The sequence below is a fragment of the Serratia sp. OLAL2 genome, assembly GCF_002752475.1.
Taxonomy (GTDB): domain Bacteria; phylum Pseudomonadota; class Gammaproteobacteria; order Enterobacterales; family Enterobacteriaceae; genus Serratia; species Serratia bockelmannii.
The window spans coordinates 918,276-939,841 of record NZ_MSTL01000019.1 but is presented as its reverse complement, the minus strand read 5'-3'; the positions used below and the strand labels follow the sequence as shown (position 1 = coordinate 939,841).

The window sequence follows — 21,566 nt, the reverse complement described above, 5'->3', positions numbered from 1 at the left end:
GTGCTGGTATTGGGGCTGGGGGGCGGCCTGCTGTCGGTGTCCGGCGGGGCGTTTATCGGCGCGCTGGGTGCATTTGCGCTGGTGATGTTGCTGGCCGGGCGTTCGCTGCAGGGGGAGTCCACGCTGTTTATTCTGGCCGGGGTGGCGGTGACGCAGCTGCTTTCTGCGTTGACTTCGCTGATCACCCTCTGGCAGGCGGACGCCAACGCCACGCGCGGCGTGATGTTCTGGCTGCTGGGATCGTTCAGCGACGCGCGCTGGCCGCAGGTCGGGCTGTGCGGGCTGGCGCTGGCGGCGACGCTGCTGCTTTGCTGGCTGCGGGCGGGTGAGCTGGACGCGCTGGCGTTCGGCGGCGTGACCGCCGCTTCGCTGGGGGTGGCGGTGGCCCCGCTGAAGCTGCTGCTGTATGTGGCGACCACCGCGCTAACGGCGGCGATCGTCGCGTTCAGCGGCGCGGTGGGGTTTATCGGGTTGACGGTGCCGCACGTCGCCCGGCGGCTGGTCGGCTCGCGGCATCGTCAGCTGTTGCCGGCCAGCGCGCTGTGCGGCGCTTTGTTCGCCGTGGCGGCGGACACGCTGGCCAGAACGCTGTTTGCCCCGCGCGAACTGCCGGTCGGCGTGTTGACGGCGCTATTGGGAGTGCCGGTATTCCTGCTGTTGCTGTATCGGAAGGTCAATGCATGACGGTTGAAAAAACGCAATCCGGTCTGTGCGCCGAGGGGGTAAGTTGGCGAGTGGGCGCGCGCACGGTGCTGGAAAACCTCAGTTTCTGCGCCTTGCCCGGTGAGATCACCGGCGTGCTCGGCGTCAACGGCAGCGGTAAATCCACGCTGCTCAAGCTGTTGGCCGGGCTGCAGCCCGCCGGCGGCGGCCGCGTTTGGCTGGAAGGGCGCGAGATCGCCGCGTTTACCGGGCGGGAACGCGCCAGGCGCATCGCTTTTCTCGAGCAATCCGCCCCCGGCACCTTCGCGCTGCCGGTGAAGGAGGCGGTATTGTTGGGGCGTCTGGCCCATATCGGCCGCTGGCGCGGTTTTGGTACCGAGGATCGCCGCCTCGCCGGGCAGGCGATGGAGCAGGTGGGCATCAGCCACCTGGCCGATCGCGATTGGCAGCGGCTGTCCGGCGGTGAACAGCAGCGGGTGCACCTGGCGCGCGCGCTGGCGCAGCAAACGCCGTGGCTGCTGCTGGACGAACCCGCCAACCACCTGGATATCGCTCATCAGCAGCAGTTTATGGCATTGCTGCGGCGGCTGAAGCTCAGCGTGGTGGTGACGCTGCACGATCTGAATCTGGCGGCCTGTTATTGCGATCGGGTCGCGCTGCTGCAGCGGGGCGGGATCTGTGCGGCGGGCACGCCGCAGCAGGCGCTGACGCCGGAGCACATTCGCGCGGTATACGGGGTGGAGGCCCGGCTGGCGGCGCCCGCCGGCTATGCGCCGCCGCTGATCTATTACCCCGCGGCGGGATGAGATCGGTCAAAAGGGCACGTTTGGCCGATCACAATTTCGCCTCGCTGGCTAAAATAACTCCGGTTTTAGCGATTTTTTTGGGTTAGAATAACCCGATATGCGGTGAAAGGCATTTGCCGCTCAATGGGCAGTTAAGCGAGGCTATCATGTTGGAATTATTGAAAAGTCTGTTATTCGCCGTGGTGATGGTGCCGGTGGTCATGGCGCTCATTCTCGGTCTGATCTACGGTTTTGGCGAAGTGTTCAACGTCTTCTCCAAAGTGGGCCGTTCGAAAGAAAACCGCACCCAGCACTGACCGTTCCCTATCCCGATACCCGTCGGCATCGCCCGGCGGGCATTCCTCAAGTTATCTCACGCTTTGCCGATAAACCGCATGACAAGCTTTCGCGCCGCGTTATATTATTTTTTATATAACGAAGAGTGATAATGCACGTTAACTTGCGGAGAAAAACAATGAAACAGCAATGGACCCAATGGGTTGGCGGGATCGTGTTGGCATCGGGCCTGGTGGCTCAGGCCTCGGCGGCGGAAAAGATCACCGTGTTCGCCGCCGCGTCGCTGACCAACGCGCTGCAGGACATCGCCACCCAATATCAAAAAGGCAAGGACGTGCAGGTGGTTTCCTCCTTCGCGTCGTCTTCTACGCTGGCGCGCCAAATTGAGCAGGGCGCCCCGGCCGATCTGTTCATCTCCGCCGATCAGCAGTGGATGGATTACGCCATCGACAAGCAGCAGATGGTGAAAGACACCCGTTACACGCTGCTGGGCAACGAGCTGGTGCTGATCGCCGCCAAGAGCGATAAACAAGACAAGATCGCCATCGACAAGCAGACCGACTGGGCCAAGTTGCTCAGCGGCGGCCGCCTGGCGGTGGGCGATCCGGATCACGTGCCGGCCGGCATCTACGCCAAAGAGGCGCTGGAGCATCTGGGCGCCTGGCGCACGCTGGAGCCGAAACTGGCGCGCGCCAACAACGTGCGCAGCGCGATGGCGCTGGTGGAGCGCGGTGAAGCGCCGCTCGGCATCGTCTACGGCTCCGACGCGGTCGCCAGCGACAAGGTGAAAGTGGTAGGCGTGTTCCCGGAAGACAGCCACAAACCGGTTGAATATCCGATGGCGATGGTGAAAGATCGTCAAAATCCGACGGTCAGCGCTTTCTATACCTATCTGAAGGGCCCGGAAGCGGCCGCTATTTTTGAACATTATGGATTCACCCCGCGTAAATGATCCTGAGTGAGTACGAGTGGCAGGCGGTTGAGCTGAGCCTGAAAGTCTCCGGTTTGGCGGTGGTCTGCAGCCTGCCGTTCGGCATTCTGATGGCCTGGGTGCTGGTGCGTTGCCGCTTTCCCGGCAAGGCGCTGCTGGACGGCGTCATTCACCTGCCCCTGGTGCTGCCGCCGGTGGTGGTCGGCTATTTGCTGCTGATCGCCATGGGGCGGCGCGGCGTCATCGGCGAGTGGCTGTACGACTGGTTCGGCTTCAGCTTCAGCTTTAGCTGGCGCGGCGCCGCGCTGGCATCGGCGGTGGTGGCGTTTCCGCTGATGGTGCGTGCCATCCGGCTGGCGCTGGAGGCGGTGGATACCCGGCTGGAGCAGGCGGCGCGCACGCTGGGCGCCAACCCGTGGCGGGTGTTTTTCACCATCACGCTGCCGCTGTCGCTGCCCGGCGTCATTGTCGGCGTGGTGCTGGCCTTTGCCCGTTCGCTGGGGGAGTTCGGCGCCACCATCACCTTTGTCTCCAACATTCCCGGTGAAACCCGCACCATTCCGCTGGCGATGTATACGCTGATCGAAACGCCGGGGGCGGAAGCCGCCGCCGCGCGTCTGTGCGTGATCGCCATCGTGCTGTCGCTGGCTTCCCTGATGGTGTCCGAATGGCTGGCCCGCTGGGGCCGCAAACGGATGGGGGTGTAAATGCTGGAGCTGGATTTCTCGCAGCAGCTGGGCGACCTTAATCTCAACGTCCGCGCCGATTTGCCGGCGCAGGGCATCACCGCGATTTTCGGCCTGTCCGGCGCGGGTAAAACTTCATTGATCAACGCCATCGGCGGCCTGACCCGTTTGCAACAGGGGCGTATCGCGCTCAATGGCCGCACGCTGGTGGATACCGCCACCGGTCTCTGCCTGCCGCCGGAAAAGCGCCGTATCGGCTATGTATTTCAGGATGCGCGCCTGTTCCCGCATTATCGGGTGCGCGGCAACCTGCAGTACGGCATGGCGGCCGGCATGCGCGCGCAGTTCAATACCATTGTCGAGCTGTTGGGCATCGGGCCGCTGCTCAATCGGCTGCCGCTGACGCTCTCCGGCGGTGAAAAACAGCGGGTGGCGATCGGCCGCGCGCTGCTGACCGCGCCGGAACTGCTGCTGATGGACGAACCGCTGGCCTCGCTCGATCTGCCGCGCAAACGCGAGCTGCTGCCGTATCTGGAGCGGCTGGCGCAGGACGTCAACATCCCTATCCTCTACGTCAGCCACAGCCTGGACGAGATCCTGCGTCTGGCCGAGCAGGTGATGGTGCTGGATCGCGGCGAGGTGCGCGCGTTCGGCGGGCTGGAAGCCGTCTGGGCCAGCAGCGCGCTGCGGCCGTGGCTGCAGCGTGAAGATCAGAGCAGCGTGCTGCGCGTCAGCGTGATTGAGCATCATCAACGCTATGCTATGACCGCGCTGGCGCTCGGCGATCAGCGGCTGTGGGTCAGCGGCATCGACGCCGAACTGGGCACTCAGCTGCGCATTCGTATCAACGCCGCCGACGTCTCGCTGGTGCTGCAACCGCCGGTCAACAGCAGCATTCGCAACGTTTTGCCGGCCAAGGTCAGCGAGTGTCTGGACGTGGGCGGGCAGGTGGAAGTGAAGCTGGCGGTCGGGGAACACGTGCTGTGGGCGCGCATCACGCCGTGGGCGCGAGACGAACTGGCGATCCGCCCCGGGCAGTGGCTGTACGCGCAGGTGAAGAGCGTGTCGATCAGCCGCGAGAGCCGCTAAGACAGGCCCTCCCGGCGGGAGGGCGAAAAGACTAGAGTACGCGGGTGCGGATCACCTCGGCGATGCCCGGCTGCAGGTTATCGGCGATCACCAGATCGGCGCGTTCCTTGATCGCGTCATCGGCGTTGCCCATCGCCACGCCCAAACCGACCGCTTCCAGCATGCTGATATCATTGTAGTTGTCGCCGAACGCCACCACCTGATCCATGCTCAGTCCCTGCGATTCCACCCATTGGCGCAGGCGCTTGCCTTTGCTGTTGCCGCCTTTGGCGATATCCACCTGATCGTGCCAGGACCATTCGCACGCTAGCCCCAGCTCTTTCTCCACCGTGTCGGCAAACTCGCGCAGCGCCGGAATATCGGCGTGCGAGGTGGCGAATTTCCAGATCGCCTGCGCGTCGTCGGCCGCCTGCGCCAGGCTGCCGACCTGCAGCAGCGTTGGGCGCTGTGCCGCCGGCAGGGTTTCGGCCCAGGCCAGCGAGCGGGTCACGTGGCCGCTCGGTTCCTGATACAGCATGGCGTCGTCAACGTACATCAGCCCGTGAATGTCGGTCTGTTTGAGCATCTGCAGCACCTGTTTGGCCTGATCTTTCGCCAGCGGATCGGCGGCCAGCACCTTTTTCTGCTGAAAATCATACAGGTAGGTGCCGTTGCAGCAGATGGCCGGCGTGTCTATCTGCAGCGCCTGGTAGAACGGATGGATGGCGACGTGATGGCGGCCGGTGACCACCACCACCTGGACGCCGGCGGCGCGCGCCTGCGCCAGCGCTTCCAGCGACTGCGGTAAGATGCGTTTTTGATTGTCCAGCAGGGTGCCGTCAAGATCGAGGGCGATGACGCGGTAGCTCATAGGGTTCTCGTTATCGTTAGCCATAAAATTAATCCGATGGTACACCGGATAGCCAACGGAGAAAACCGCGTGAACATCCGGTGCTAAGCAGGGTTGCCATGCGACGGATGTGCGGTAAGCTAGGAGCAATCGAACGGCCTGAAACCGGTTCCTCTTTTACCCTTTGCAAGGAGAACACATGAAGCAAATCGTTTATGTCGCCAGCCCGGAGAGCCAGCAGATCCACGTCTGGCAGTTGGACGACGCCGGCGCGCTGGCGCTGCTGCAAACCGTTGACGTGCCGGGCCAGGTGCAGCCGATGACCCTTCATCCGGACAAGACCCACCTGTACGTCGGCGTGCGTCCGGCGTTCGGCATCGTCAGCTACCGTATCGAGGCGGACGGCACGCTGCAGCAGGCGGGCATGGCGCCGTTGCCGGGCAGCCCGACCCATATCTCCACCGATCTGCAGGGGCGTTACCTGTTCTCCGCCTCCTACAGCGGCAACTGCGCCAGCATCAGCCCGATCGGCCACGACGGCGTGGTGACGGCGCCTATTCAGCAGATTGACGGCCTGAACGCGCCGCACTCGGCGAACATCGACCCGACCAACCAACTGGTGCTGGTGCCGTGTCTGAAAGAGGACCGCATCCGCCTGTTCAACCTGAGCCTGGCGGGCCAGCTGACGCCGCACGTGCAGGAGGCGGTGGATATCGCCGCCGGCGCCGGTCCGCGCCATATGGCATTCCACCACAACGACAAGTTCGCCTACTGTGTCAATGAGCTGAACGGCACGGTGGACGTGCTGGCCATTTCGGAAAACGGCGGCAAATACACCGTGACGCAGACGCTGGATATCATGCCGGCCGACTTCGACGGCACCCGCTGGGCGGCGGACATTCATATCACGCCGAACGGCCGTTTCCTGTACACCAGCGATCGTACCGCCAGCATTCTGACCCTCTTCAGCGTTTCCGAAGACGGCGGCACGCTGAGCGTGGTCGGCTATTATCCGACCGAAACGCAGCCGCGCGGTTTCAATATCGATCACAGCGGCCGCTTTGTGATTTCGTCCGGCCAGAAGTCCGATCACATCGCGGTGCATGAAATTGACCAGGCCAGCGGCGAGCTGACCACGCTGGCACGTTATCCGGTGGGCAAAGGCCCGATGTGGGTCAGCGTGCTGGCGAAGTAATTCGGCGGTCAGACGAGTATGGAAAAAGCGCGGTTCGGTTGAGCCGCGCTTTTTTATGGGTGGGAGATCAGTTGAACATCACTGTCAGCGTGGCGCTGCCGAGGCTGTGGAAATGCACGTTAAAGCCCACCAGCGCGCCGCTGGAACCTTCATCCACCTCAATGCTTTCTACGTCCAGCGCATGCACGGTGAACTGATAGCGGTGGCTTTCGCCATTCGGCGGCGCTGCGCCGCCGTAACCGGTCGAGCCGAAGTCGGTACGGGTTTGCAGCGCGGCGCTCGGCAGCGGCGCTTTACCGGAGCCTGCGCCCTGCGGCAGCTCACGCACGTCGGCCGGAATATTGGCCACCACCCAGTGCCACCAGCCAGAGCCGGTCGGGGCATCGGGATCGTACAGGGTGACGACGAAGCTCTTGGTGCCGGCGGGCACGCCGTCCCAGGCCAGGTGCGGCGACAGGTTATCGCCGTGGTAGCCCATGCCGTTGAAGACCTGCGTCTGCGGCATTGTGCCGCCGTCCTGCAGATCGTTGCTGTACAAACGAAAAGCCATAATGACTCCCAGTTGTCGATAAACGCGGACCCTTAAGCTAGATCTTTTCGGTGGAACAATACAACCCCTTGCGCCAACGGCGGACGGTTGATCTCGACAGTGACATGCACCAGTTCGGGATGCGTGGCCAACAGTTGGCGCACCCGATCGGCGGTGAGGGCGCGATCGGCGCTGCTCAGGGCGAGGACGCAATGATATTTTCCTTTGCCGATGCGGCCTACATGCAGATCGGTCAGCGTGAGCGCGTGGCCGGAAGCGGCCAGGGCCTGGCGGATGTCTTGCGCCACGGGGGCGTCCATTTCGGCATCCAGCAAAATCTTTCCGCTATCGCGCATCAGGCTATAGGCCCAGGCGGCCACCATCACCGCGCCGACGATGCCCATCAGCGGATCGAGCCAGGCGGCGCCCCAAAGCTTACCGCCGAACAGCGCGATGAGCGCCAGTACCGAGGTGGCGGCGTCGGCGAGCACGTGAACATAGGCGGAACGCAGGTTGAGGTCATGATGAGTGTCGTCGTGGTCATCCCCGTGATGATGATGATGGCCGCCACCGCGCAACAGCCAGGCGCAGAGCAGGTTGACGGCCAGCCCGATCGCGCCGATGGCGATGGCTTCGTTGTAATGAATCGGGCTGGGATTCAGCAGCCGCTGCCCAGACTGAAACAGCATCAGCGCCGCCACCAGCACCAACAACACCGCGCTGGTGTAACCGGCCAGCACTTCGATCTTCCAGGTGCCGAGGCTAAAGCGGCGATCTTTGGCCAGCCGGCGTGCGGCGCCGTAAGCCAGCACCGACAGGCCCAGCGCCAGCGCGTGCGAACTCATGTGCCAGCCGTCGGCCAGCAGCGCCATCGAGTTAAACAGCCAGCCGCCGGCGATCTCGATAGCCATCATACTGGCGGTGAGTATCACCGCCCATCTGGTGTTTCTTTCGGCCAATGGGTTACCATCGTCAAAAACGTGGCTGTGTTCGCGGTGCAAAACGGGCGCGTGAGACGTCATGGTGAAGTTCCTCAGCAAAAGATAGTGTGCTGAAATATACTATACCCCAGTATAGTAAATAACAATCAGGCGGAAATGATGAGCCATACCCACAGAGATCAAAAGAAGCTGTTGGCGCGGGTGCGCCGCATTAAAGGGCAGGCCGAAGCGCTGGAACGCGCGCTGGAGAGCGGCGGCGAATGTTCGGCTGTTCTGCAGCAGATCGCGGCGGTGCGCGGCGCGGTCAACGGTTTGATGGCGCAGGTGCTGGAAGGGCATGTGCGCGAACATCTGGCTGCCGCGGACGCTACGCCGCAGCAGCGCGAGCAGGACATCGAGCAATTGATGACCGTTTTACGTTCTTATATGAAGTAATCATGATTTCACTGAAAAAACGCACGCCGTGGTTCGGCTGGCTGCGCCGTTGGGCCAAAGGCATCAAGCGCGATATTTACGCGCTGTGGCTGGCCGCCCGTGATAAGCGCACCCCGTGGTACGCCAAGCTGATCGCGCTGCTGGTGGCCGGCTATGCGATCTCGCCGATCGATTTGATCCCGGATTTTATTCCGGTGTTGGGCTATCTGGACGATGTGATCATCGTGCCGTTGGGCATCATGCTGGCGGTTCGCCTGATCCCCAAGCCGCTGATGGCCGAGCTGCGCGAGAAGGCGCAAAAACGCGTCGACAACCCCACCGGCCGCATGGCGGCGGCGATGATCATTTTACTCTGGCTGCTGTGCCTGGGGTTGCTGGCCCGCTATCTGGACCAGCATTGGTAAGGCATTAACGCGCGGCGGCGGCCACGGCGGCGGTCAGGCGGCTGAGCTGTTCCGCTTCGATGATGTAAGGCGGCATCAGGTAAATCAGCTTGCCGAACGGCCGGATCCATACCCCGCGCTCGACGAACCCGCGCTGTAGCTCGGCGACATTCACCGGTTCGCGCATCTCCACCACGCCAATCGCCCCCAGCACCCGCACGTCCGCCACCTTCGGCAGCGCCGCCAACGGCAGCAGTTCCTGTTTCAGCTGGGCTTCGATGGCGCTCACCTGCGCCTGCCAGCGATTTTCCGCCAGCAGCGCCATGCTGGCGTCCGCCACCGCGCAGGCCAACGGATTGCCCATAAAGGTCGGGCCGTGCATAAAACAGCCGGCCGCGCCGTTGCTGATGGTCTCCGCCACATGGCGGGTGGTCAGGGTGGCGGACAGGGTCATGTAACCGCCGGTCAGCGCCTTGCCCAGGCAGAGAATGTCCGGCACCACCTGCGCGTGCTCGCAGGCGAACAGCTTGCCGGTGCGGCCGAAGCCGGTGGCGATCTCGTCGGCGATCAGTAGCACCCGATGGCGATCGCACAGCTCGCGCACCCGCTTGAGGTAGGTTGGGTGGTAGATGCGCATGCCGCCGGCGCCTTGCACCACCGGTTCCAGGATCACCGCCGCCACTTCACCGGCGTGCTGCTCCAGCAGCGCGGCGAACGGTGCAATATCTTCTTCACGCCATTCTTCGTCGAAGCGGCACTGCGGCGCGGTCGCGAACAGGTGCGGCGCCAGATAGCCCTGATAGAGGCTGTGCATCGAGTTGTCCGGATCGCAGACCGACATCGCGCCGAAGGTATCGCCGTGATAGCCGTGGCGCAGCGTCAGGATGCGCTGCCGGCGCTCGCCGCGCGCCTGCCAGTACTGCAGCGCCATCTTCAACGACACTTCCACCGCCACCGAACCGGAGTCCGCCAGGAACACGCACTGCAGCGCCTCTGGCGTCATTTCCACCAGCCGACGGCACAACGAGATGGCGGACGGATGGGTAATACCGCCGAACATCACGTGTGACATCTTCTCCAACTGCTGGCTGGCGGCCTGATTCAGGTGCGGATGGTTGTAACCGTGGATCGCCGCCCACCAGGAGGACATGCCGTCCACCAGACGCCGGCCGTCCGCCAGCTGCAGTTCGACGCCGCTGGCCGATTCGATCGGGTAACAGGGTAACGGGCGGCTCATGGAGGTGTAGGGGTGCCAGATATGGCGTTGGTCAAACGCCAGGTCGGAAGCGGTCACAGACATACTTGTAAACCAAATTGAATTAAGATTGGTTGACAGTATATCCACAATATTTAAACTGGCGACACTTTTTCGTTTTGGAGACGCCATGATGGCTGACCGCATTCACTGGACAGTAGGGCAAGCCCAGGCCCTGTTTGATAAACCGCTGCTGGAACTGCTGTTCGAAGCGCAAACCGTACACCGCCAGCACTTCGACCCGCGTCAGGTGCAGGTCAGCACGCTGCTGTCGATCAAGACCGGCGCTTGCCCGGAAGACTGTAAATACTGCCCGCAGAGCTCACGCTACAAGACCGGCCTGGAGTCGGAGCGGTTGATGCAGGTCGAGCAGGTGCTGGAATCGGCACGCAAGGCCAAAGCGAACGGCTCGACCCGTTTTTGCATGGGCGCGGCGTGGAAGAACCCGCACGAGCGCGATATGCCTTATCTGCAGCAGATGGTGCAGGGCGTGAAAGCGATGGGCATGGAAACCTGCATGACGCTGGGCACGCTGGACGGCACTCAGGCCGAACGGCTGGCGGAAGCCGGGCTGGATTATTACAACCATAACCTCGACACCTCGCCGGAGTTCTACGGCAGCATCATCACTACCCGCAGCTACCAGGAACGCCTGGATACGCTCGACAAGGTGCGCGACGCCGGCATCAAAGTGTGCTCCGGCGGCATCGTCGGGCTGGGGGAAACGGTGCGCGATCGCGCCGGGCTGCTGGTGCAGCTGGCTAACCTGCCGAAACCGCCGGAGAGCGTGCCGATCAACATGTTGGTGAAGGTAAAAGGCACGCCGCTGGCGGATAACGACGACGTCGATCCGTTCGATTTCATCCGCACCATCGCGGTAGCGCGCATCATGATGCCGTCCTCTTATGTCCGCCTTTCCGCCGGCCGTGAACAGATGAACGAACAGACGCAGGCGATGTGCTTTATGGCCGGCGCCAACTCGATCTTCTACGGTTGCAAGCTGCTGACCACGCCGAACCCGGAAGAAGACAAGGATCTGCAGCTGTTCCGCAAGCTGGGGCTGAACCCGCAGCAGACCGCCACCGAACATGGCGACAACCAGCAACAGCAGGTGCTGGCTAAGCAGCTGCTGAACGCCGATACCGCCGAGTTTTACAACGCGGCGCTGTGATGAGCTGGCAACAACGTATCGAACAGGCGCTGGCAGAACGGCGTCTCAACGCCGCCTACCGTCGGCGACAGACCACCGAGGGCGGCAACGGCCGCCAGATCCGGCTCGGCGATCGTCTCTATCTGAACTTCTCGGGCAACGACTACCTGGGGCTGAGCCAGGATGCGCGGGTGATCGCCGCCTGGCAGCAGGGCGCGCAGCGTTACGGCGTCGGCAGCGGCGGGTCGGGCCACGTCACCGGCTTTAGCGTGGCGCATCAGGCGCTGGAAGAGCAACTGGCGGCGTGGCTCGGCTATCCGCGCGCGCTGCTGTTCATCTCCGGCTATGCCGCCAATCAGGCGGTGCTGGCGGCGTTGATGCAGAAGGGCGATCGCATTTTGGCCGATCGCCTCAGCCACGCCTCGCTGCTGGAGGCGGCGGCGCAGTCGCCGGCCGAGCTGCGCCGGTTCCAGCACAATCAGCCGCAGGCCTTGGCGGATCTGCTGGCCAAACCCTGCGACGGGCAGCGGCTGGCGGTGACCGAAGGGGTGTTCAGCATGGACGGCGACGGCGCACCGTTGGCGGAGCTGCATCGCTTAACCCGTGCGGCGGGCGCCTGGCTGATGGTGGACGATGCCCACGGCGTCGGCGTGCGCGGTGAGCAAGGCCGCGGCAGCTGCTGGCAGCAGGGCGTGCGCCCTGAACTGCTGGTGGCGACCTTCGGCAAGGCGTTCGGCGTCAGCGGCGCGGCGGTGCTGTGCGATGAGGCGACCGCCGAGTATCTGCTGCAGTTCGCCCGCCATCTAATCTACAGCACCGCAATGCCGCCGGCGCAAGCCTGCGCGCTGCAGGCGGCGCTGGCCTGCATTCGCGAGGGCGATGAACTGCGTGCCCGGCTGCAGGACAACATTCGGCGTTTCCGTCAGGGCGCGGCGCCGCTGGCGCTGACCCTGACGGATTCCGACACCGCCATCCAGCCGCTGCTGGTGGGGGATAATCAGCGCGCGCTCGATCTGGCGACCCGCCTGCGCGAGTGCGGACTGTGGGTGAGCGCCATTCGCCCGCCGACGGTGCCGCCGGGCGGCGCGCGGCTACGCATTACCCTGACGGCGGCGCATCAGCCGCAGGATATCGATCGCCTGCTGGAGGTGCTGAATGACGTCAGCCAATGACACGGTGAACAAACAGGCGGTCGCCTCGGCCTTCAGCCGCGCGGCCGGCAGCTACGACGCCGCCGCCGCGCTGCAGCGTGATGTTGGCGAGCGCTTACTGGGGATGGGGAGTCCCCATCCGGGCGAGCAGCTGCTGGATGCCGGCTGCGGCACCGGCTATTTCAGCCGCCTGTGGCGCGAGCGCGGCAAGCAGGTGACCGCGCTCGATTTGGCGCCGGGCATGCTGGAGGTCGCCCGCCAACGGCAGGCGGCGCACCATTATCTGCTGGGCGATATCGAACAGGTACCGCTGCCCGATGCGGCGATGGACATCTGTTTCAGCAGCCTGGTGGTGCAGTGGTGCAGCGATCTGCCCGCCGCGCTGGCGGAGCTGTATCGCGTGACCCGCCCCGGCGGCGTGATCCTGTTTTCCACGTTGGCGGCGGGATCGCTGCAGGAATTGGGGGACGCCTGGCAACAGGTGGACGGCGAGCGCCACGTGAACGCCTTCCTGCCGCTGGCGCAGATCCACGCCGCCTGTGCTGAATACCGGCACGAGCTGGTCACGGAGTTACGCACCCTGAACTACCCGGACGTGATGACGCTGATGCGTTCGCTCAAGGGCATCGGGGCGACGCATCTGCATCAGGGGCGCGAGGGCGGCCTGATGTCGCGAGGCCGTCTCGCCGCGTTGCAGGCGGCTTACCCGTGCCGGCAGGGGCAGTTCCCCCTCAGCTATCATCTGGCTTATGGAGTGATTTATCGTGATTAAACGTTGGTTCGTGACCGGCACCGACACCGAAGTGGGGAAGACCGTTGCCAGCAGCGCCTTGCTGCAGGCCGCCAACCGGGCGGGCTACCGCAGCGCCGGCTATAAGCCGGTGGCCTCCGGCAGCGAGATGACCGCCGAGGGGCTGCGCAACGGCGACGCGCTGGCGCTGCAGGCCAACAGCGGCGTGGCGCTCCGTTACGACGAAGTGAACCCTTACGTTTTTGCCGAACCGACCTCGCCGCATATCGTCAGCGCCGATGAAGGTCGGCCGATCGACGCGGCGCGGCTGTCCGACGGCCTGCGCCGGCTGGAGCAGCGCGCCGACTGGGTGCTGGTCGAAGGCGCAGGTGGGTGGTTTACCCCGCTGTCGGCGGAGTACACCTTCGCCGACTGGGTGCAGCAGGAACAATTGCCGGTGATCCTGGTGGTGGGCATTAAACTGGGCTGCATCAACCACGCAGTGCTGACGGCGCTGGCGGTGCAACAGGCGGGGTTGACGCTGGCCGGTTGGATCGCCAACGACGTGGCGCCCCCGGGGCGGCGGCATCAGGAATACCTGGCCACGCTGCGCCGCATGCTGCCCGCGCCGCTGCTGGGTGAAATACCACACCTGCCGCAGGCCGAACGGGCGCCGCTGGGGGAGTATCTGGATATCAGCCTGCTATAAACGCTCAATGAGGGGGGGGCTCTCCCTCATCCTTCTTCTTGCCCTGCCAGCCCGGCGCCGATCAGCGCCTCATCCAGCTGCGCCAGCGCGCCGTGCGCCACGGTGCGCCCGCTATCGAGCAGACAAAAACGATCCGCCACCCGGCGCACGAACGGCAGCTGATGCTCTACCAGTAAAATGGTCATGCCCAACTCATAGTTGAGCCTGCGGATCACGTTGCCGATGTCGGCGGCGATTGAAGGGGGCACGCCCGTCGTCGGTTCGTCGAGGATCAGCAGCGCCGGCTCCTGCGCCAGCGCACGACCGATCGCCAACTGGCGTTGAGCGCCTTCGCACAGATCGCCGGCGCGGCGGGTACGCATCTGGCGCAAATTGGGAAACAGGCTGTAGATCAGCGGCGGAATGCGGCGAGGGGCACCGCGCCCGGCCATCTGCGCCACCTGCAGATTCTCCTCCACGCTCAGCTGCGAGAAGAGTTGCCGCCCTTGCGGGACGAGGCTGATGCCGAGTGCGGCGCGGCGCTCCATCGGTTGCAGCAGCAGATTTTGCGGCGGCTGATCCGCGGGCTGCCAGGTCATGCTGCCGCTCACCACCGGCACATGCCCCATGATGCAATTGACCAGCGTGGTCTTGCCCACGCCGTTGCGCCCAAGCAGCACGGTACACTGGCCGCGCGGCAGCTCCAGGTTGATGTCCCACAGGGTATGATTTTGCCCGTAAAATTGATTGACCGATCTCAGGCTCAGCATTTGGCATTCTCCTCATAGACACAGGCGCCCATCCACTCGTTGGTGGGGTGCAACAAAGGCCGCATTGGCGGTTGATTTCCCGAGTGTGGCAATGTCTGGAACAAAATGCCGTCCATCCGATTCACCTGAGCAATGTCTGCGGTGGACGGAAAGACAGTCAGTATGTCGTGAAAAACGACGTTTATGACGACTTGGTGTCGTTCTCGCGCTTTTACGAGGGGTAGCCAGGCGGCGGTTGCACGCCGCATTCGGCAGCGCATTATGCTGTCGCGCCTCGTTCGCACGCTGAAAGATAAAGCAACTCCCAGGCCAGTTTTGCTACTGGCCGAAAAGGGGGGATGTTATCGCTTTGTTAACCCTCTGCCAGGCCTGACGCGCTCTGCCGCGGTGGCCTGAAAATACGCCGAGAAGTTAACCCGGACGTTTTTTGCACTCTTGTGGTGCCCTTTGGTGAGGACATGGTGCAAGGCATTGTGCCGCCGTCAAGAGCGATCCGCGAGAAAGGGGCCGATGCGATTTTGGCAATGGGGATTTTTAGTATTAATCGGCATAAACAAAGCGATATTTTTATGAAAAAATAACTAAAAAAGCCATTTTAGCGGGTGTAAAGGGCGAAAAGCTTTCTTTCCGTAACTCCCGCCCCGGGCGGGACGGTGAGAGTTATCCACTATTCCTGTGGATAACCTTGTGTATTAGATTTAGAAAAACGCTGTAAAGCGAGAGCGGACGCGGGTTCTGTTCGCTTTGCCCGCATTCTCGTCTTTTTATTAAAACTTTTATATATCAATATATTAACTAAAATCAAGACGCAGGGGTATTGATCAGGTCTCTATGTATGATTTTTCGACGCGGTGCTATCAATAAGTTAATTCGCGGCAAGTTCTGGGGATAAATCTGTTATTGACAATAAAAATGTCACCCGGCTGTAACGTCACGGTGCAATGACATTGCCGCAGTGCCGGGTGCAGCGACGAATCCGCTTGAAGCTGGTTTTATATCCAGTATCATGGGCACTGGCGCAAATCGCCGACACTTTCCATAATTAGGGGCCATATCCGGCGCAGAGCCGGCTGGCCGCCTGAGCGCGCGCATCTCCACAGGGTAGCCGAGCAATGAGTAAACTTTTCAAACTGCATTCCGAGTTCAAACCGGCCGGCGATCAGCCGGAAGCCATCCGCAAGCTGGAAGAGGGGCTGGAAGACGGCCTGGCGCACCAGACGCTGCTGGGGGTTACCGGTTCGGGCAAGACGTTCACTATCGCCAACGTGATAGCCGATCTGAATCGGCCGACCATGGTACTGGCGCCGAACAAGACGCTGGCGGCGCAGCTGTACGGTGAAATGAAAGCGTTTTTCCCGGAGAATGCGGTGGAGTACTTCGTCTCCTACTACGACTACTACCAGCCGGAAGCCTACGTGCCCAGCTCCGACACCTTCATTGAAAAAGATGCTTCGGTGAACGAGCACATCGAGCAGATGCGTCTTTCCGCCACCAAGGCGCTGCTGGAGCGGCGCGACGTGGTGGTGGTGGCGTCGGTGTCGGCGATCTACGGCCTGGGCGATCCGGATCTTTACCTGAAGATGATGCTGCACCTGACTCAGGGCATGATCATCGATCAGCGATCCATTTTGCGCCGCCTGGCGGAGCTGCAGTATTCCCGCAACGATCAGGCTTTCCAGCGCGCCACCTTCCGCGTGCGCGGCGAGGTGATCGATATCTTCCCGGCGGAATCAGACGAGCTGGCGCTGCGCGTCGAACTGTTCGATGAAGAAGTGGAACGGCTGTCGCTGTTCGATCCGCTGACCGGGCAGATTGAGCAGGTGGTGCCGCGTTTTACCATCTACCCGAAATCGCACTACGTGACGCCGCGTGAGCGGATCATGCAGGCGATGGAAGAGATCAAGGTTGATCTGGCGGACCGCCGCAAGGTGCTGCTGGCCAACAGCAAGCTGCTGGAAGAGCAGCGCCTGACGCAGCGCACCCAGTTCGATCTGGAGATGATGAACGAGCTGGGTTACTGCTCGGGCATCGAAAACTACTCGCGCTATCTGTCCGGGCGCGCCGAGGGCGAGCCGCCGCCGACGCTGTTCGACTACCTGCCGGCGGACGGCCTGCTGGTGGTCGACGAATCCCACGTCACCATTCCGCAGATCGGCGCGATGTTCAAGGGCGACCGCGCGCGCAAGGAAACGCTGGTGGAGTACGGCTTCCGTTTGCCGTCGGCGCTGGACAACCGCCCGCTGCGCTTTGAGGAGTTTGAGGCGCTGGCGCCGCAGACCATCTATGTTTCCGCGACGCCGGGCAAATATGAGCTGGAGAAATCCGGCGGCGATCTGATCGATCAGGTGGTGCGGCCGACCGGGTTGCTGGATCCGATCGTGGAAGTGCGGCCGGTCGCCACCCAGGTGGACGATCTGCTCTCCGAGATCCGCAAGCGCGCGACGATCAACGAGCGCGTGCTGGTGACCACCCTGACCAAACGCATGGCGGAAGACCTGACCGAATACCTGGAAGAGCATGGCGAGCGCGTGCGCTACCTGCACTCGGACATCGATACCGTGGAACGGGTCGAAATCATCCGTGACCTGCGTCTGGGCGAGTTCGACGTGCTGGTGGGCATCAACCTGTTGCGTGAGGGGCTCGACATGCCTGAGGTGTCGCTGGTGGCGATTCTGGACGCCGACAAGGAAGGCTTCCTGCGTTCCGAGCGTTCGCTGATCCAGACCATCGGCCGCGCGGCACGTAACCTGAACGGCAAGGCGATCCTGTATGGCGATCGCATCACCGATTCGATGGCCAAGGCGATCGGTGAAACCGAGCGGCGCCGCGCCAAGCAGCAGGCCTACAACGAAGCCAACGGCATCGTGCCGCAGGGGCTGAACAAGAAGATCGGCGACATTCTGCAGATCGGCCAACCGGTCAACCGCACCAAGAGCAAAGGCAAGGGCAAGGCGGTGGAGGGCGGCGCTCAGCTGCAGAACCTCACGCCGAAAGCGCTGGATCAGAAAATTCGCGATCTGGAAGCGCAGATGTACACCCACGCGCAAAACCTGGAGTTCGAGCAGGCGGCTGCGCTGCGCGACGAAATCCACCAGCTGCGCGAGCAGTTCATCGCGATTTCCTGACCGTTGGACGGCGCCCGCGCCATGGGCGTCAAAATTCCTTGTCGGCCGCGCCAAAGCTGTTATGGTGTGCGGCCCGATTTGACCACGAAGAGTACCGAACATGAGCCAACACCAGTCTAAAGACCCGCTGCACGGCGTAACGCTGGAGCAACTGCTGAATAAACTGGTGGATCACTACGGTTGGTCCGAACTGGGCGCGCGCATTCGCATCAACTGCTTCCGTAGCGATCCGAGCATCAAGTCCAGCCTGAAGTTTTTGCGTCGCACGCCCTGGGCGCGCAAAGAGGTGGAAGATCTGTATATCGATATGGTCAGCCATCCCGCCCCAGCCAGCGATAATCCCTGGCTGCGCGGGCGAGACGGTTAAATTCGGTCAGCGGCGCGCGGCCAGCCCCACCAGCGCGTGATCCAGCGCCTGGCGCAGCAGCTGGCGATCGTGGCGGTAGGGGATGTCGCTCGCTTCCAGCGGTTGCTGAATCACCACCCGATCCTGCACTTCACTGGCATCCACCGCCGGGCCGACGATCAGCGCATCGATCATCCGGCGGCCGATCTTCTCTTCCATCAGCGTCAGCTTATCCTTTAACGACAGCGCCGCGGCGGCCACGCTCAGCTCGCGGCCGAGGTTGCCGATATAGATCATGCTGGCGCTGCTGCGGCGCAGCGCCTGGGTGAGATCGTCCAGCAGCAGCAGCGGCATCAGGCTGGTGAGGAAGCTGCCCGGCCCGATCAGGATCACGTCGGCCTGTGCGATGGCGTCCAGCGCTTCGCGCGTGGCGTTGACCGGGGGCGACAGCATCAGCTCCTGCGGCATGTGGGCCAGTTGATCGACATTCACTTCACCGTAAACGTGATTGCCTTCGTGATCGTGCGCCATCAAATCCACCGGCTGCTCCGACATCGGGATCAGCGCCGCGTCCACCTTCAGCAAGCTGCGCACCAGATTGATCGCTTCCAGCGGGCGCACGCTCAGGTGATCCAGCGCTTTCAGCATCAGGTTGCCCAGGTTATGGCCGGCCAGTTCGCCGTTGCCGCTGAAACGGTATTCGAACATCGCCGAGGCGACGCTCGGTTCGGTGATCAGCTGGTTGAGACAGTTGCGGGTATCGCCCCAGGCAATGCCGCCTTCCGAACGGCGGATGCGGCCGGTGGAACCGCCGTTGTCGGTGGTGGTGACGATGCCGGTCAGGCGGGAGCCTAAGGACGACAGGGCCGACATCACACGGCCCAGGCCGTGTCCGCCGCCCAACGCCACCACGCGGTCGAGATCGGCCAGGGTACGATTACGCATAAATTTCCTTACAAAGGGTCTGAACTGCCCGCATAAGGTAGCGGATCCGGCATAAAAACGCGATAAAGAGTGTCATTTGCGTGATTCTGGTCAATTCGTCCACGCAAGCGATGTTTATCATGGTTTACCCGAATAGGCGGCGTCTAAAAACGCTGTATAGACAATTATATAGCGAATTAACGCGTTGGCTATCGTTGCCGATTAGCGCTAGAATTCTGCTGAAAACCACGGTTTCATTCCGGCTACTCAAGGTAGCAGGAAGAGAAATCAAACTCCTAGCCCCTGCGCCTACGTTGTTCATCCGGAACGATATGGCGCCTGGGCCGTGGCGAAGTTAGCCACCAAGGTGCAGAGGGGAAACGCTCGCATCTCCCGACTTTGGAAAGGTGTTATGGTACCGCAACTCATTGATGCTTATGAGCGCAAGTTCTATTACCTGCGTTTGTCGATCACCGACGTGTGCAACTTTCGTTGCACCTATTGTCTGCCCGACGGCTACAAGCCGAGCGGCAGCCCGAAAAGCTTCCTGTCGCTGGATGAAATCCGCCGCGTCAGCCGCGCGTTTGCCGAACTGGGCACCGAAAAGGTGCGCCTGACCGGCGGCGAGCCTTCGCTGCGCCGCGATTTTACCGAGATCATCGCCGCCGTGCGGGAAAACCCGGCCATCCGTACCCTGGCGGTCACCACTAACGGCTACCGTCTGGCGCGCGACGTCGCCGCCTGGCGTGACGCCGGTCTGACGGCGATCAACGTCAGCGTCGACAGCCTGGATCCCCGCCAGTTTCACGCCATCACCGGCCAGGACAAGTTCCGCCAGGTGATGGACGGCATCGACGCCGCCTTCAGCGCCGGTTTCAGCAAGGTCAAGGTCAACGCGGTGCTGATGCGCGACGTCAACCACCAGCAACTTGGCGCCTTTCTCGCCTGGATCAAGGATCGGCCGATCCAGCTGCGCTTTATCGAACTGATGGAAACCGGCGAGGGCGGCGAGCTGTTTCGCAAACACCACGTTTCCGGCGAAGTGATTCGCCGGCAGTTGGAGCAGCAGGGCTGGCAGCGCCAGGCGCGCGGCCGCAGCGACGGCCCGGCGCAGGTGTTCAGCCACCCGGACTACCAGGGTGAGGTGGGTCTTATCATGCCGTATGAAAAAGATTTCTGCGCCAGCTGCAACCGGCTGCGCGTTTCTTCCATCGGCAATCTGCACCTGTGTCTGTTCGGCGAGCAGGGGGTGCCTCTGCGCGATCTGCTGGCGGATGACGGCCAGCTCGACGCGCTGAAGGCGCGCATCCAGAGTGGGCTGCTGAGCAAGAAGCAGACCCATTTCCTGCATCAGGGCAACAGCGGGATCACCCAGAACCTGTCGTTTATCGGCGGCTGACAGCCAATAGGAGCTTATTGAACCATGAGCCATGCGAGCAGCGAGTTTATTCCGGCGCATATCGCCATCCTGACCGTGTCCGACAGCCGCGGCGCGGCGGAAGACACCTCCGGCCAATATCTGCAGGACGCGGCGCAGGAAGCCGGCCATCAGGTGGTGGATCGCGCCATCGTCAAAGATGACATTTACCAGATCCGCGCACGGGTTTCCGCGTGGATCGCCGATGACAACGTGCAGGCGGTGCTGATCACCGGCGGCACTGGTTTTACCGCGCGCGACAACACGCCGGAAGCGCTGTTGCCGCTGTTCGACAGAGAGGTGGAAGGGTTCGGCGAACTGTTCCGCATGGTGTCGTACGAAGAGATCGGCACCGCGACGATCCAGTCGCGCGCGCTGGCCGGCCTGGCGAACCGCACGGTGATTTTCGCCATGCCGGGCTCCACCCGCGCCTGCCGCACCGCCTGGGAGCGGATTATCGAAGAGCAGTTGGACGCGCGCCATCGCCCGTGCAACTTCCAACCCCATTTGAAGAAGCCCTGAGTCATGACACAGCTAACCCACATTAACGCCGCCGGCGAAGCCCATATGGTCGACGTATCCGCCAAGGCCGAAACGGTGCGCGAGGCGCGCGCCGAAGCCTTCGTCGACATGCTGCCCGCCACGCTGGCGATGATCGTCGACGGCAGCCATCACAAGGGCGACGTGTTCGCCACGGCGCGCATCGCCGGCATTCAGGCGGCCAAACGCACCTGGGAACTGATCCCGCTGTGCCACCCGCTGATGTTGAGCAAAGTCGAAGTGCAGCTAGAGGCGCAAACGGAGCACAGCCGGGTACGCATCGAAACCTGCTGCCGGCTGACCGGCAAAACCGGCGTCGAGATGGAAGCGCTGACCGCCGCCTCGGTGGCGGCATTGACCATCTATGACATGTGCAAAGCGGTACAGAAAGACATGGTGATCGGCCCGGTGCGCCTGCTGGCGAAAAGCGGCGGCAAATCCGGTGATTTTAAGGTGAACGCATGATCGATATTCTTTTCTTCGCGCAGGTGCGCGAACTGGTGGGCACCGGCGCGCTGTCGATGCCGGCGGATTACCCGACCGTCGAGGCGCTGCGCCAGGCGCTGTGTGCGCGCGGCGATCGCTGGGCGCTGGCGCTGGAATCCGGCAAGCTGTTGGCGGCGGTCAATCAGTCGCTGGTGGCGGCGGATCACCCGCTGCGTGCCGGCGATGAAGTGGCCTTCTTCCCGCCGGTTACCGGGGGGTAA

General features: G+C 62.7%; 26 protein-coding genes and 1 riboswitch. Of the genes, 20 read left to right on the top strand and 6 right to left on the bottom strand.

Annotation, left to right across the window (positions count from 1 at the left end; translation table 11 throughout):
- The 6 genes from BVU99_RS21905 to modC all read left to right on the top strand — a co-directional run.
- Positions 1-684: iron ABC transporter permease (locus BVU99_RS21905; protein ID WP_099817763.1), on the top strand; the 684-nt coding region annotated here is incomplete at its 5' end.
- A complete protein-coding gene (locus BVU99_RS21900; RefSeq protein ID WP_025301908.1) occupies positions 681-1,469 on the top strand; it encodes an ABC transporter ATP-binding protein in 789 nt (262 codons plus the stop codon). The genes BVU99_RS21905 and BVU99_RS21900, both read left to right, overlap by 4 nt.
- Before the next feature lie 146 nt (positions 1,470-1,615).
- Positions 1,616-1,765 (top strand): AcrZ family multidrug efflux pump-associated protein, encoded by a 150-nt coding sequence (locus tag BVU99_RS21895; protein WP_004939813.1) that lies wholly within the window; start codon positions 1,616-1,618, stop codon positions 1,763-1,765.
- A 158-nt stretch (positions 1,766-1,923) separates the two neighbouring features.
- Complete coding sequence (gene modA, locus BVU99_RS21890; protein ID WP_043136653.1) at positions 1,924-2,697, top strand: molybdate ABC transporter substrate-binding protein; 774 nt, start codon at positions 1,924-1,926, stop codon at positions 2,695-2,697.
- Positions 2,694-3,383: a molybdate ABC transporter permease subunit gene (modB, locus tag BVU99_RS21885; RefSeq protein ID WP_015377003.1), complete on the top strand. Its 690-nt coding sequence runs from the start codon at positions 2,694-2,696 to the stop codon at positions 3,381-3,383. Before modA ends, modB begins: the two co-directional genes overlap by 4 nt.
- Positions 3,384-4,451 carry a molybdenum ABC transporter ATP-binding protein ModC gene (gene modC, locus BVU99_RS21880; protein WP_049203786.1) on the top strand — a complete coding sequence of 356 codons (1,068 nt, stop codon included), beginning with the start codon at positions 3,384-3,386 and terminating at the stop codon, positions 4,449-4,451.
- A 31-nt stretch (positions 4,452-4,482) separates the two neighbouring features.
- Here modC and BVU99_RS21875 read toward each other — a convergent pair whose 3' ends face one another.
- Positions 4,483-5,301 carry a pyridoxal phosphatase gene (locus BVU99_RS21875; protein WP_025160025.1) on the bottom strand — a complete coding sequence of 273 codons (819 nt, stop codon included), beginning with the start codon at positions 5,299-5,301 and terminating at the stop codon, positions 4,483-4,485.
- Positions 5,302-5,479: 178 nt separating this feature from the next.
- Between BVU99_RS21875 and pgl the strand changes: the two genes are divergently transcribed.
- Positions 5,480-6,475, top strand: coding sequence for a 6-phosphogluconolactonase (pgl, locus tag BVU99_RS21870; protein WP_025301912.1), 996 nt, complete (start codon positions 5,480-5,482; stop codon positions 6,473-6,475).
- Between the two features lie 67 nt (positions 6,476-6,542).
- Here the strand turns inward: pgl and BVU99_RS21865 are convergent, their stop codons facing one another.
- The gene (locus tag BVU99_RS21865) at positions 6,543-7,025 is read right to left on the bottom strand and encodes a kinase inhibitor (RefSeq protein WP_099816705.1); all 483 of its coding nucleotides are present in this window, start codon (positions 7,023-7,025) and stop codon (positions 6,543-6,545) included.
- 32 nt (positions 7,026-7,057) lie between these two features.
- Entirely contained in the window at positions 7,058-8,026 is a 969-nt protein-coding gene (gene dmeF, locus BVU99_RS21860; RefSeq protein WP_099816706.1) for a CDF family Co(II)/Ni(II) efflux transporter DmeF, read from the bottom strand.
- Positions 8,027-8,104: 78 nt separating this feature from the next.
- Between dmeF and BVU99_RS21855 the strand changes: the two genes are divergently transcribed.
- Together BVU99_RS21855 and BVU99_RS21850 are read left to right on the top strand one after the other, a co-directional pair.
- On the top strand, positions 8,105-8,380 hold the full coding sequence (locus BVU99_RS21855; protein WP_025301915.1) for a metal/formaldehyde-sensitive transcriptional repressor: 276 nt from the start codon (positions 8,105-8,107) through the stop codon (positions 8,378-8,380).
- Positions 8,381-8,382: 2 nt separating this feature from the next.
- Complete coding sequence (locus BVU99_RS21850) at positions 8,383-8,784, top strand: YkvA family protein (protein WP_025301916.1); 402 nt, start codon at positions 8,383-8,385, stop codon at positions 8,782-8,784.
- 4 nt (positions 8,785-8,788) lie between these two features.
- Here the strand turns inward: BVU99_RS21850 and bioA are convergent, their stop codons facing one another.
- Positions 8,789-10,063, bottom strand: coding sequence for an adenosylmethionine--8-amino-7-oxononanoate transaminase (bioA, locus tag BVU99_RS21845; protein ID WP_049208971.1), 1,275 nt, complete (start codon positions 10,061-10,063; stop codon positions 8,789-8,791).
- An 88-nt stretch (positions 10,064-10,151) separates the two neighbouring features.
- On the opposite strand from bioA, the gene bioB reads away from it, so the two are divergent.
- From bioB to bioD, 4 genes are read left to right on the top strand one after another with little or no spacing between them, the layout of a single operon-like run.
- Positions 10,152-11,189: a biotin synthase BioB gene (gene bioB / locus BVU99_RS21840; RefSeq protein WP_025301918.1), complete on the top strand. Its 1,038-nt coding sequence runs from the start codon at positions 10,152-10,154 to the stop codon at positions 11,187-11,189.
- A complete protein-coding gene (bioF, locus tag BVU99_RS21835; RefSeq protein ID WP_025301919.1) occupies positions 11,189-12,340 on the top strand; it encodes an 8-amino-7-oxononanoate synthase in 1,152 nt (383 codons plus the stop codon). Before bioB ends, bioF begins: the two co-directional genes overlap by 1 nt.
- Positions 12,324-13,091 carry a malonyl-ACP O-methyltransferase BioC gene (bioC, locus tag BVU99_RS21830; protein ID WP_099816707.1) on the top strand — a complete coding sequence of 256 codons (768 nt, stop codon included), beginning with the start codon at positions 12,324-12,326 and terminating at the stop codon, positions 13,089-13,091. Before bioF ends, bioC begins: the two co-directional genes overlap by 17 nt.
- On the top strand, positions 13,084-13,758 hold the full coding sequence (gene bioD, locus BVU99_RS21825; RefSeq protein ID WP_049208969.1) for a dethiobiotin synthase: 675 nt from the start codon (positions 13,084-13,086) through the stop codon (positions 13,756-13,758). Before bioC ends, bioD begins: the two co-directional genes overlap by 8 nt.
- 26 nt (positions 13,759-13,784) lie before the next feature.
- Here the strand turns inward: bioD and BVU99_RS21820 are convergent, their stop codons facing one another.
- Positions 13,785-14,507 carry an ATP-binding cassette domain-containing protein gene (locus BVU99_RS21820; protein WP_049295191.1) on the bottom strand — a complete coding sequence of 241 codons (723 nt, stop codon included), beginning with the start codon at positions 14,505-14,507 and terminating at the stop codon, positions 13,785-13,787.
- A 458-nt stretch (positions 14,508-14,965) separates the two neighbouring features.
- Between BVU99_RS21820 and BVU99_RS25365 the strand changes: the two genes are divergently transcribed.
- The 3 genes from BVU99_RS25365 to BVU99_RS21805 all read left to right on the top strand — a co-directional run bounded on the left by BVU99_RS25365 (position 14,966) and on the right by BVU99_RS21805 (position 17,999).
- The gene (locus BVU99_RS25365; protein ID WP_256376328.1) at positions 14,966-15,088 is read left to right on the top strand and encodes a hypothetical protein; all 123 of its coding nucleotides are present in this window, start codon (positions 14,966-14,968) and stop codon (positions 15,086-15,088) included.
- 531 nt (positions 15,089-15,619) lie between these two features.
- The gene (gene uvrB / locus BVU99_RS21810) at positions 15,620-17,632 is read left to right on the top strand and encodes an excinuclease ABC subunit UvrB (protein WP_025301925.1); all 2,013 of its coding nucleotides are present in this window, start codon (positions 15,620-15,622) and stop codon (positions 17,630-17,632) included.
- A gap of 100 nt (positions 17,633-17,732) precedes the next feature.
- Positions 17,733-17,999: a VF530 family protein gene (locus BVU99_RS21805; protein WP_004939783.1), complete on the top strand. Its 267-nt coding sequence runs from the start codon at positions 17,733-17,735 to the stop codon at positions 17,997-17,999.
- A 6-nt stretch (positions 18,000-18,005) separates the two neighbouring features.
- On the opposite strand, the gene yvcK is transcribed toward BVU99_RS21805, so the two are convergent.
- Entirely contained in the window at positions 18,006-18,923 is a 918-nt protein-coding gene (gene yvcK, locus BVU99_RS21800; protein ID WP_049203797.1) for a uridine diphosphate-N-acetylglucosamine-binding protein YvcK, read from the bottom strand.
- A 260-nt stretch (positions 18,924-19,183) separates the two neighbouring features.
- A riboswitch (molybdenum cofactor riboswitch) is annotated at positions 19,184-19,328 on the top strand.
- Between yvcK and moaA the strand changes: the two genes are divergently transcribed.
- The 4 genes from moaA (at position 19,315) to moaD (ending at position 21,566) form a co-directional block, all read left to right on the top strand.
- Complete coding sequence (moaA, locus tag BVU99_RS21795) at positions 19,315-20,301, top strand: GTP 3',8-cyclase MoaA (protein WP_004939778.1); 987 nt, start codon at positions 19,315-19,317, stop codon at positions 20,299-20,301. Its footprint overlaps the riboswitch before it by 14 nt.
- Before the next feature lie 24 nt (positions 20,302-20,325).
- Positions 20,326-20,841 carry a molybdenum cofactor biosynthesis protein B gene (gene moaB, locus BVU99_RS21790; RefSeq protein ID WP_025301928.1) on the top strand — a complete coding sequence of 172 codons (516 nt, stop codon included), beginning with the start codon at positions 20,326-20,328 and terminating at the stop codon, positions 20,839-20,841.
- A gap of 3 nt (positions 20,842-20,844) precedes the next feature.
- The gene (gene moaC, locus BVU99_RS21785; protein WP_025301929.1) at positions 20,845-21,324 is read left to right on the top strand and encodes a cyclic pyranopterin monophosphate synthase MoaC; all 480 of its coding nucleotides are present in this window, start codon (positions 20,845-20,847) and stop codon (positions 21,322-21,324) included.
- Complete coding sequence (gene moaD / locus BVU99_RS21780; protein WP_004939768.1) at positions 21,321-21,566, top strand: molybdopterin synthase sulfur carrier subunit; 246 nt, start codon at positions 21,321-21,323, stop codon at positions 21,564-21,566. The genes moaC and moaD overlap by 4 nt, the downstream gene beginning before the upstream one ends.

What these genes read in the sequence shown, in the direction of transcription:
- BVU99_RS21900 (WP_025301908.1), top strand. Translation starts at nt 681, where the DNA reads ATGACGGTTGAAAAAACGCAATCCGGTCTGTGCGCCGAGGGGGTAAGT.
- BVU99_RS21895 (WP_004939813.1), top strand. Translation starts at nt 1,616, where the DNA reads ATGTTGGAATTATTGAAAAGTCTGTTATTCGCCGTGGTGATGGTGCCG.
- modA (WP_043136653.1), top strand. Translation starts at nt 1,924, where the DNA reads ATGAAACAGCAATGGACCCAATGGGTTGGCGGGATCGTGTTGGCATCG.
- modB (WP_015377003.1), top strand. Translation starts at nt 2,694, where the DNA reads ATGATCCTGAGTGAGTACGAGTGGCAGGCGGTTGAGCTGAGCCTGAAA.
- modC (WP_049203786.1), top strand. Translation starts at nt 3,384, where the DNA reads ATGCTGGAGCTGGATTTCTCGCAGCAGCTGGGCGACCTTAATCTCAAC.
- BVU99_RS21875 (WP_025160025.1), bottom strand. Translation starts at nt 5,301, where the DNA reads ATGAGCTACCGCGTCATCGCCCTCGATCTTGACGGCACCCTGCTGGAC.
- pgl (WP_025301912.1), top strand. Translation starts at nt 5,480, where the DNA reads ATGAAGCAAATCGTTTATGTCGCCAGCCCGGAGAGCCAGCAGATCCAC.
- BVU99_RS21865 (WP_099816705.1), bottom strand. Translation starts at nt 7,025, where the DNA reads ATGGCTTTTCGTTTGTACAGCAACGATCTGCAGGACGGCGGCACAATG.
- dmeF (WP_099816706.1), bottom strand. Translation starts at nt 8,026, where the DNA reads ATGACGTCTCACGCGCCCGTTTTGCACCGCGAACACAGCCACGTTTTT.
- BVU99_RS21855 (WP_025301915.1), top strand. Translation starts at nt 8,105, where the DNA reads ATGAGCCATACCCACAGAGATCAAAAGAAGCTGTTGGCGCGGGTGCGC.
- BVU99_RS21850 (WP_025301916.1), top strand. Translation starts at nt 8,383, where the DNA reads ATGATTTCACTGAAAAAACGCACGCCGTGGTTCGGCTGGCTGCGCCGT.
- bioA (WP_049208971.1), bottom strand. Translation starts at nt 10,063, where the DNA reads ATGTCTGTGACCGCTTCCGACCTGGCGTTTGACCAACGCCATATCTGG.
- bioB (WP_025301918.1), top strand. Translation starts at nt 10,152, where the DNA reads ATGGCTGACCGCATTCACTGGACAGTAGGGCAAGCCCAGGCCCTGTTT.
- bioF (WP_025301919.1), top strand. Translation starts at nt 11,189, where the DNA reads ATGAGCTGGCAACAACGTATCGAACAGGCGCTGGCAGAACGGCGTCTC.
- bioC (WP_099816707.1), top strand. Translation starts at nt 12,324, where the DNA reads ATGACGTCAGCCAATGACACGGTGAACAAACAGGCGGTCGCCTCGGCC.
- BVU99_RS21820 (WP_049295191.1), bottom strand. Translation starts at nt 14,507, where the DNA reads ATGCTGAGCCTGAGATCGGTCAATCAATTTTACGGGCAAAATCATACC.
- BVU99_RS25365 (WP_256376328.1), top strand. Translation starts at nt 14,966, where the DNA reads ATGGTGCAAGGCATTGTGCCGCCGTCAAGAGCGATCCGCGAGAAAGGG.
- uvrB (WP_025301925.1), top strand. Translation starts at nt 15,620, where the DNA reads ATGAGTAAACTTTTCAAACTGCATTCCGAGTTCAAACCGGCCGGCGAT.
- BVU99_RS21805 (WP_004939783.1), top strand. Translation starts at nt 17,733, where the DNA reads ATGAGCCAACACCAGTCTAAAGACCCGCTGCACGGCGTAACGCTGGAG.
- yvcK (WP_049203797.1), bottom strand. Translation starts at nt 18,923, where the DNA reads ATGCGTAATCGTACCCTGGCCGATCTCGACCGCGTGGTGGCGTTGGGC.
- moaA (WP_004939778.1), top strand. Translation starts at nt 19,315, where the DNA reads ATGGTACCGCAACTCATTGATGCTTATGAGCGCAAGTTCTATTACCTG.
- moaB (WP_025301928.1), top strand. Translation starts at nt 20,326, where the DNA reads ATGAGCCATGCGAGCAGCGAGTTTATTCCGGCGCATATCGCCATCCTG.
- moaC (WP_025301929.1), top strand. Translation starts at nt 20,845, where the DNA reads ATGACACAGCTAACCCACATTAACGCCGCCGGCGAAGCCCATATGGTC.
- moaD (WP_004939768.1), top strand. Translation starts at nt 21,321, where the DNA reads ATGATCGATATTCTTTTCTTCGCGCAGGTGCGCGAACTGGTGGGCACC.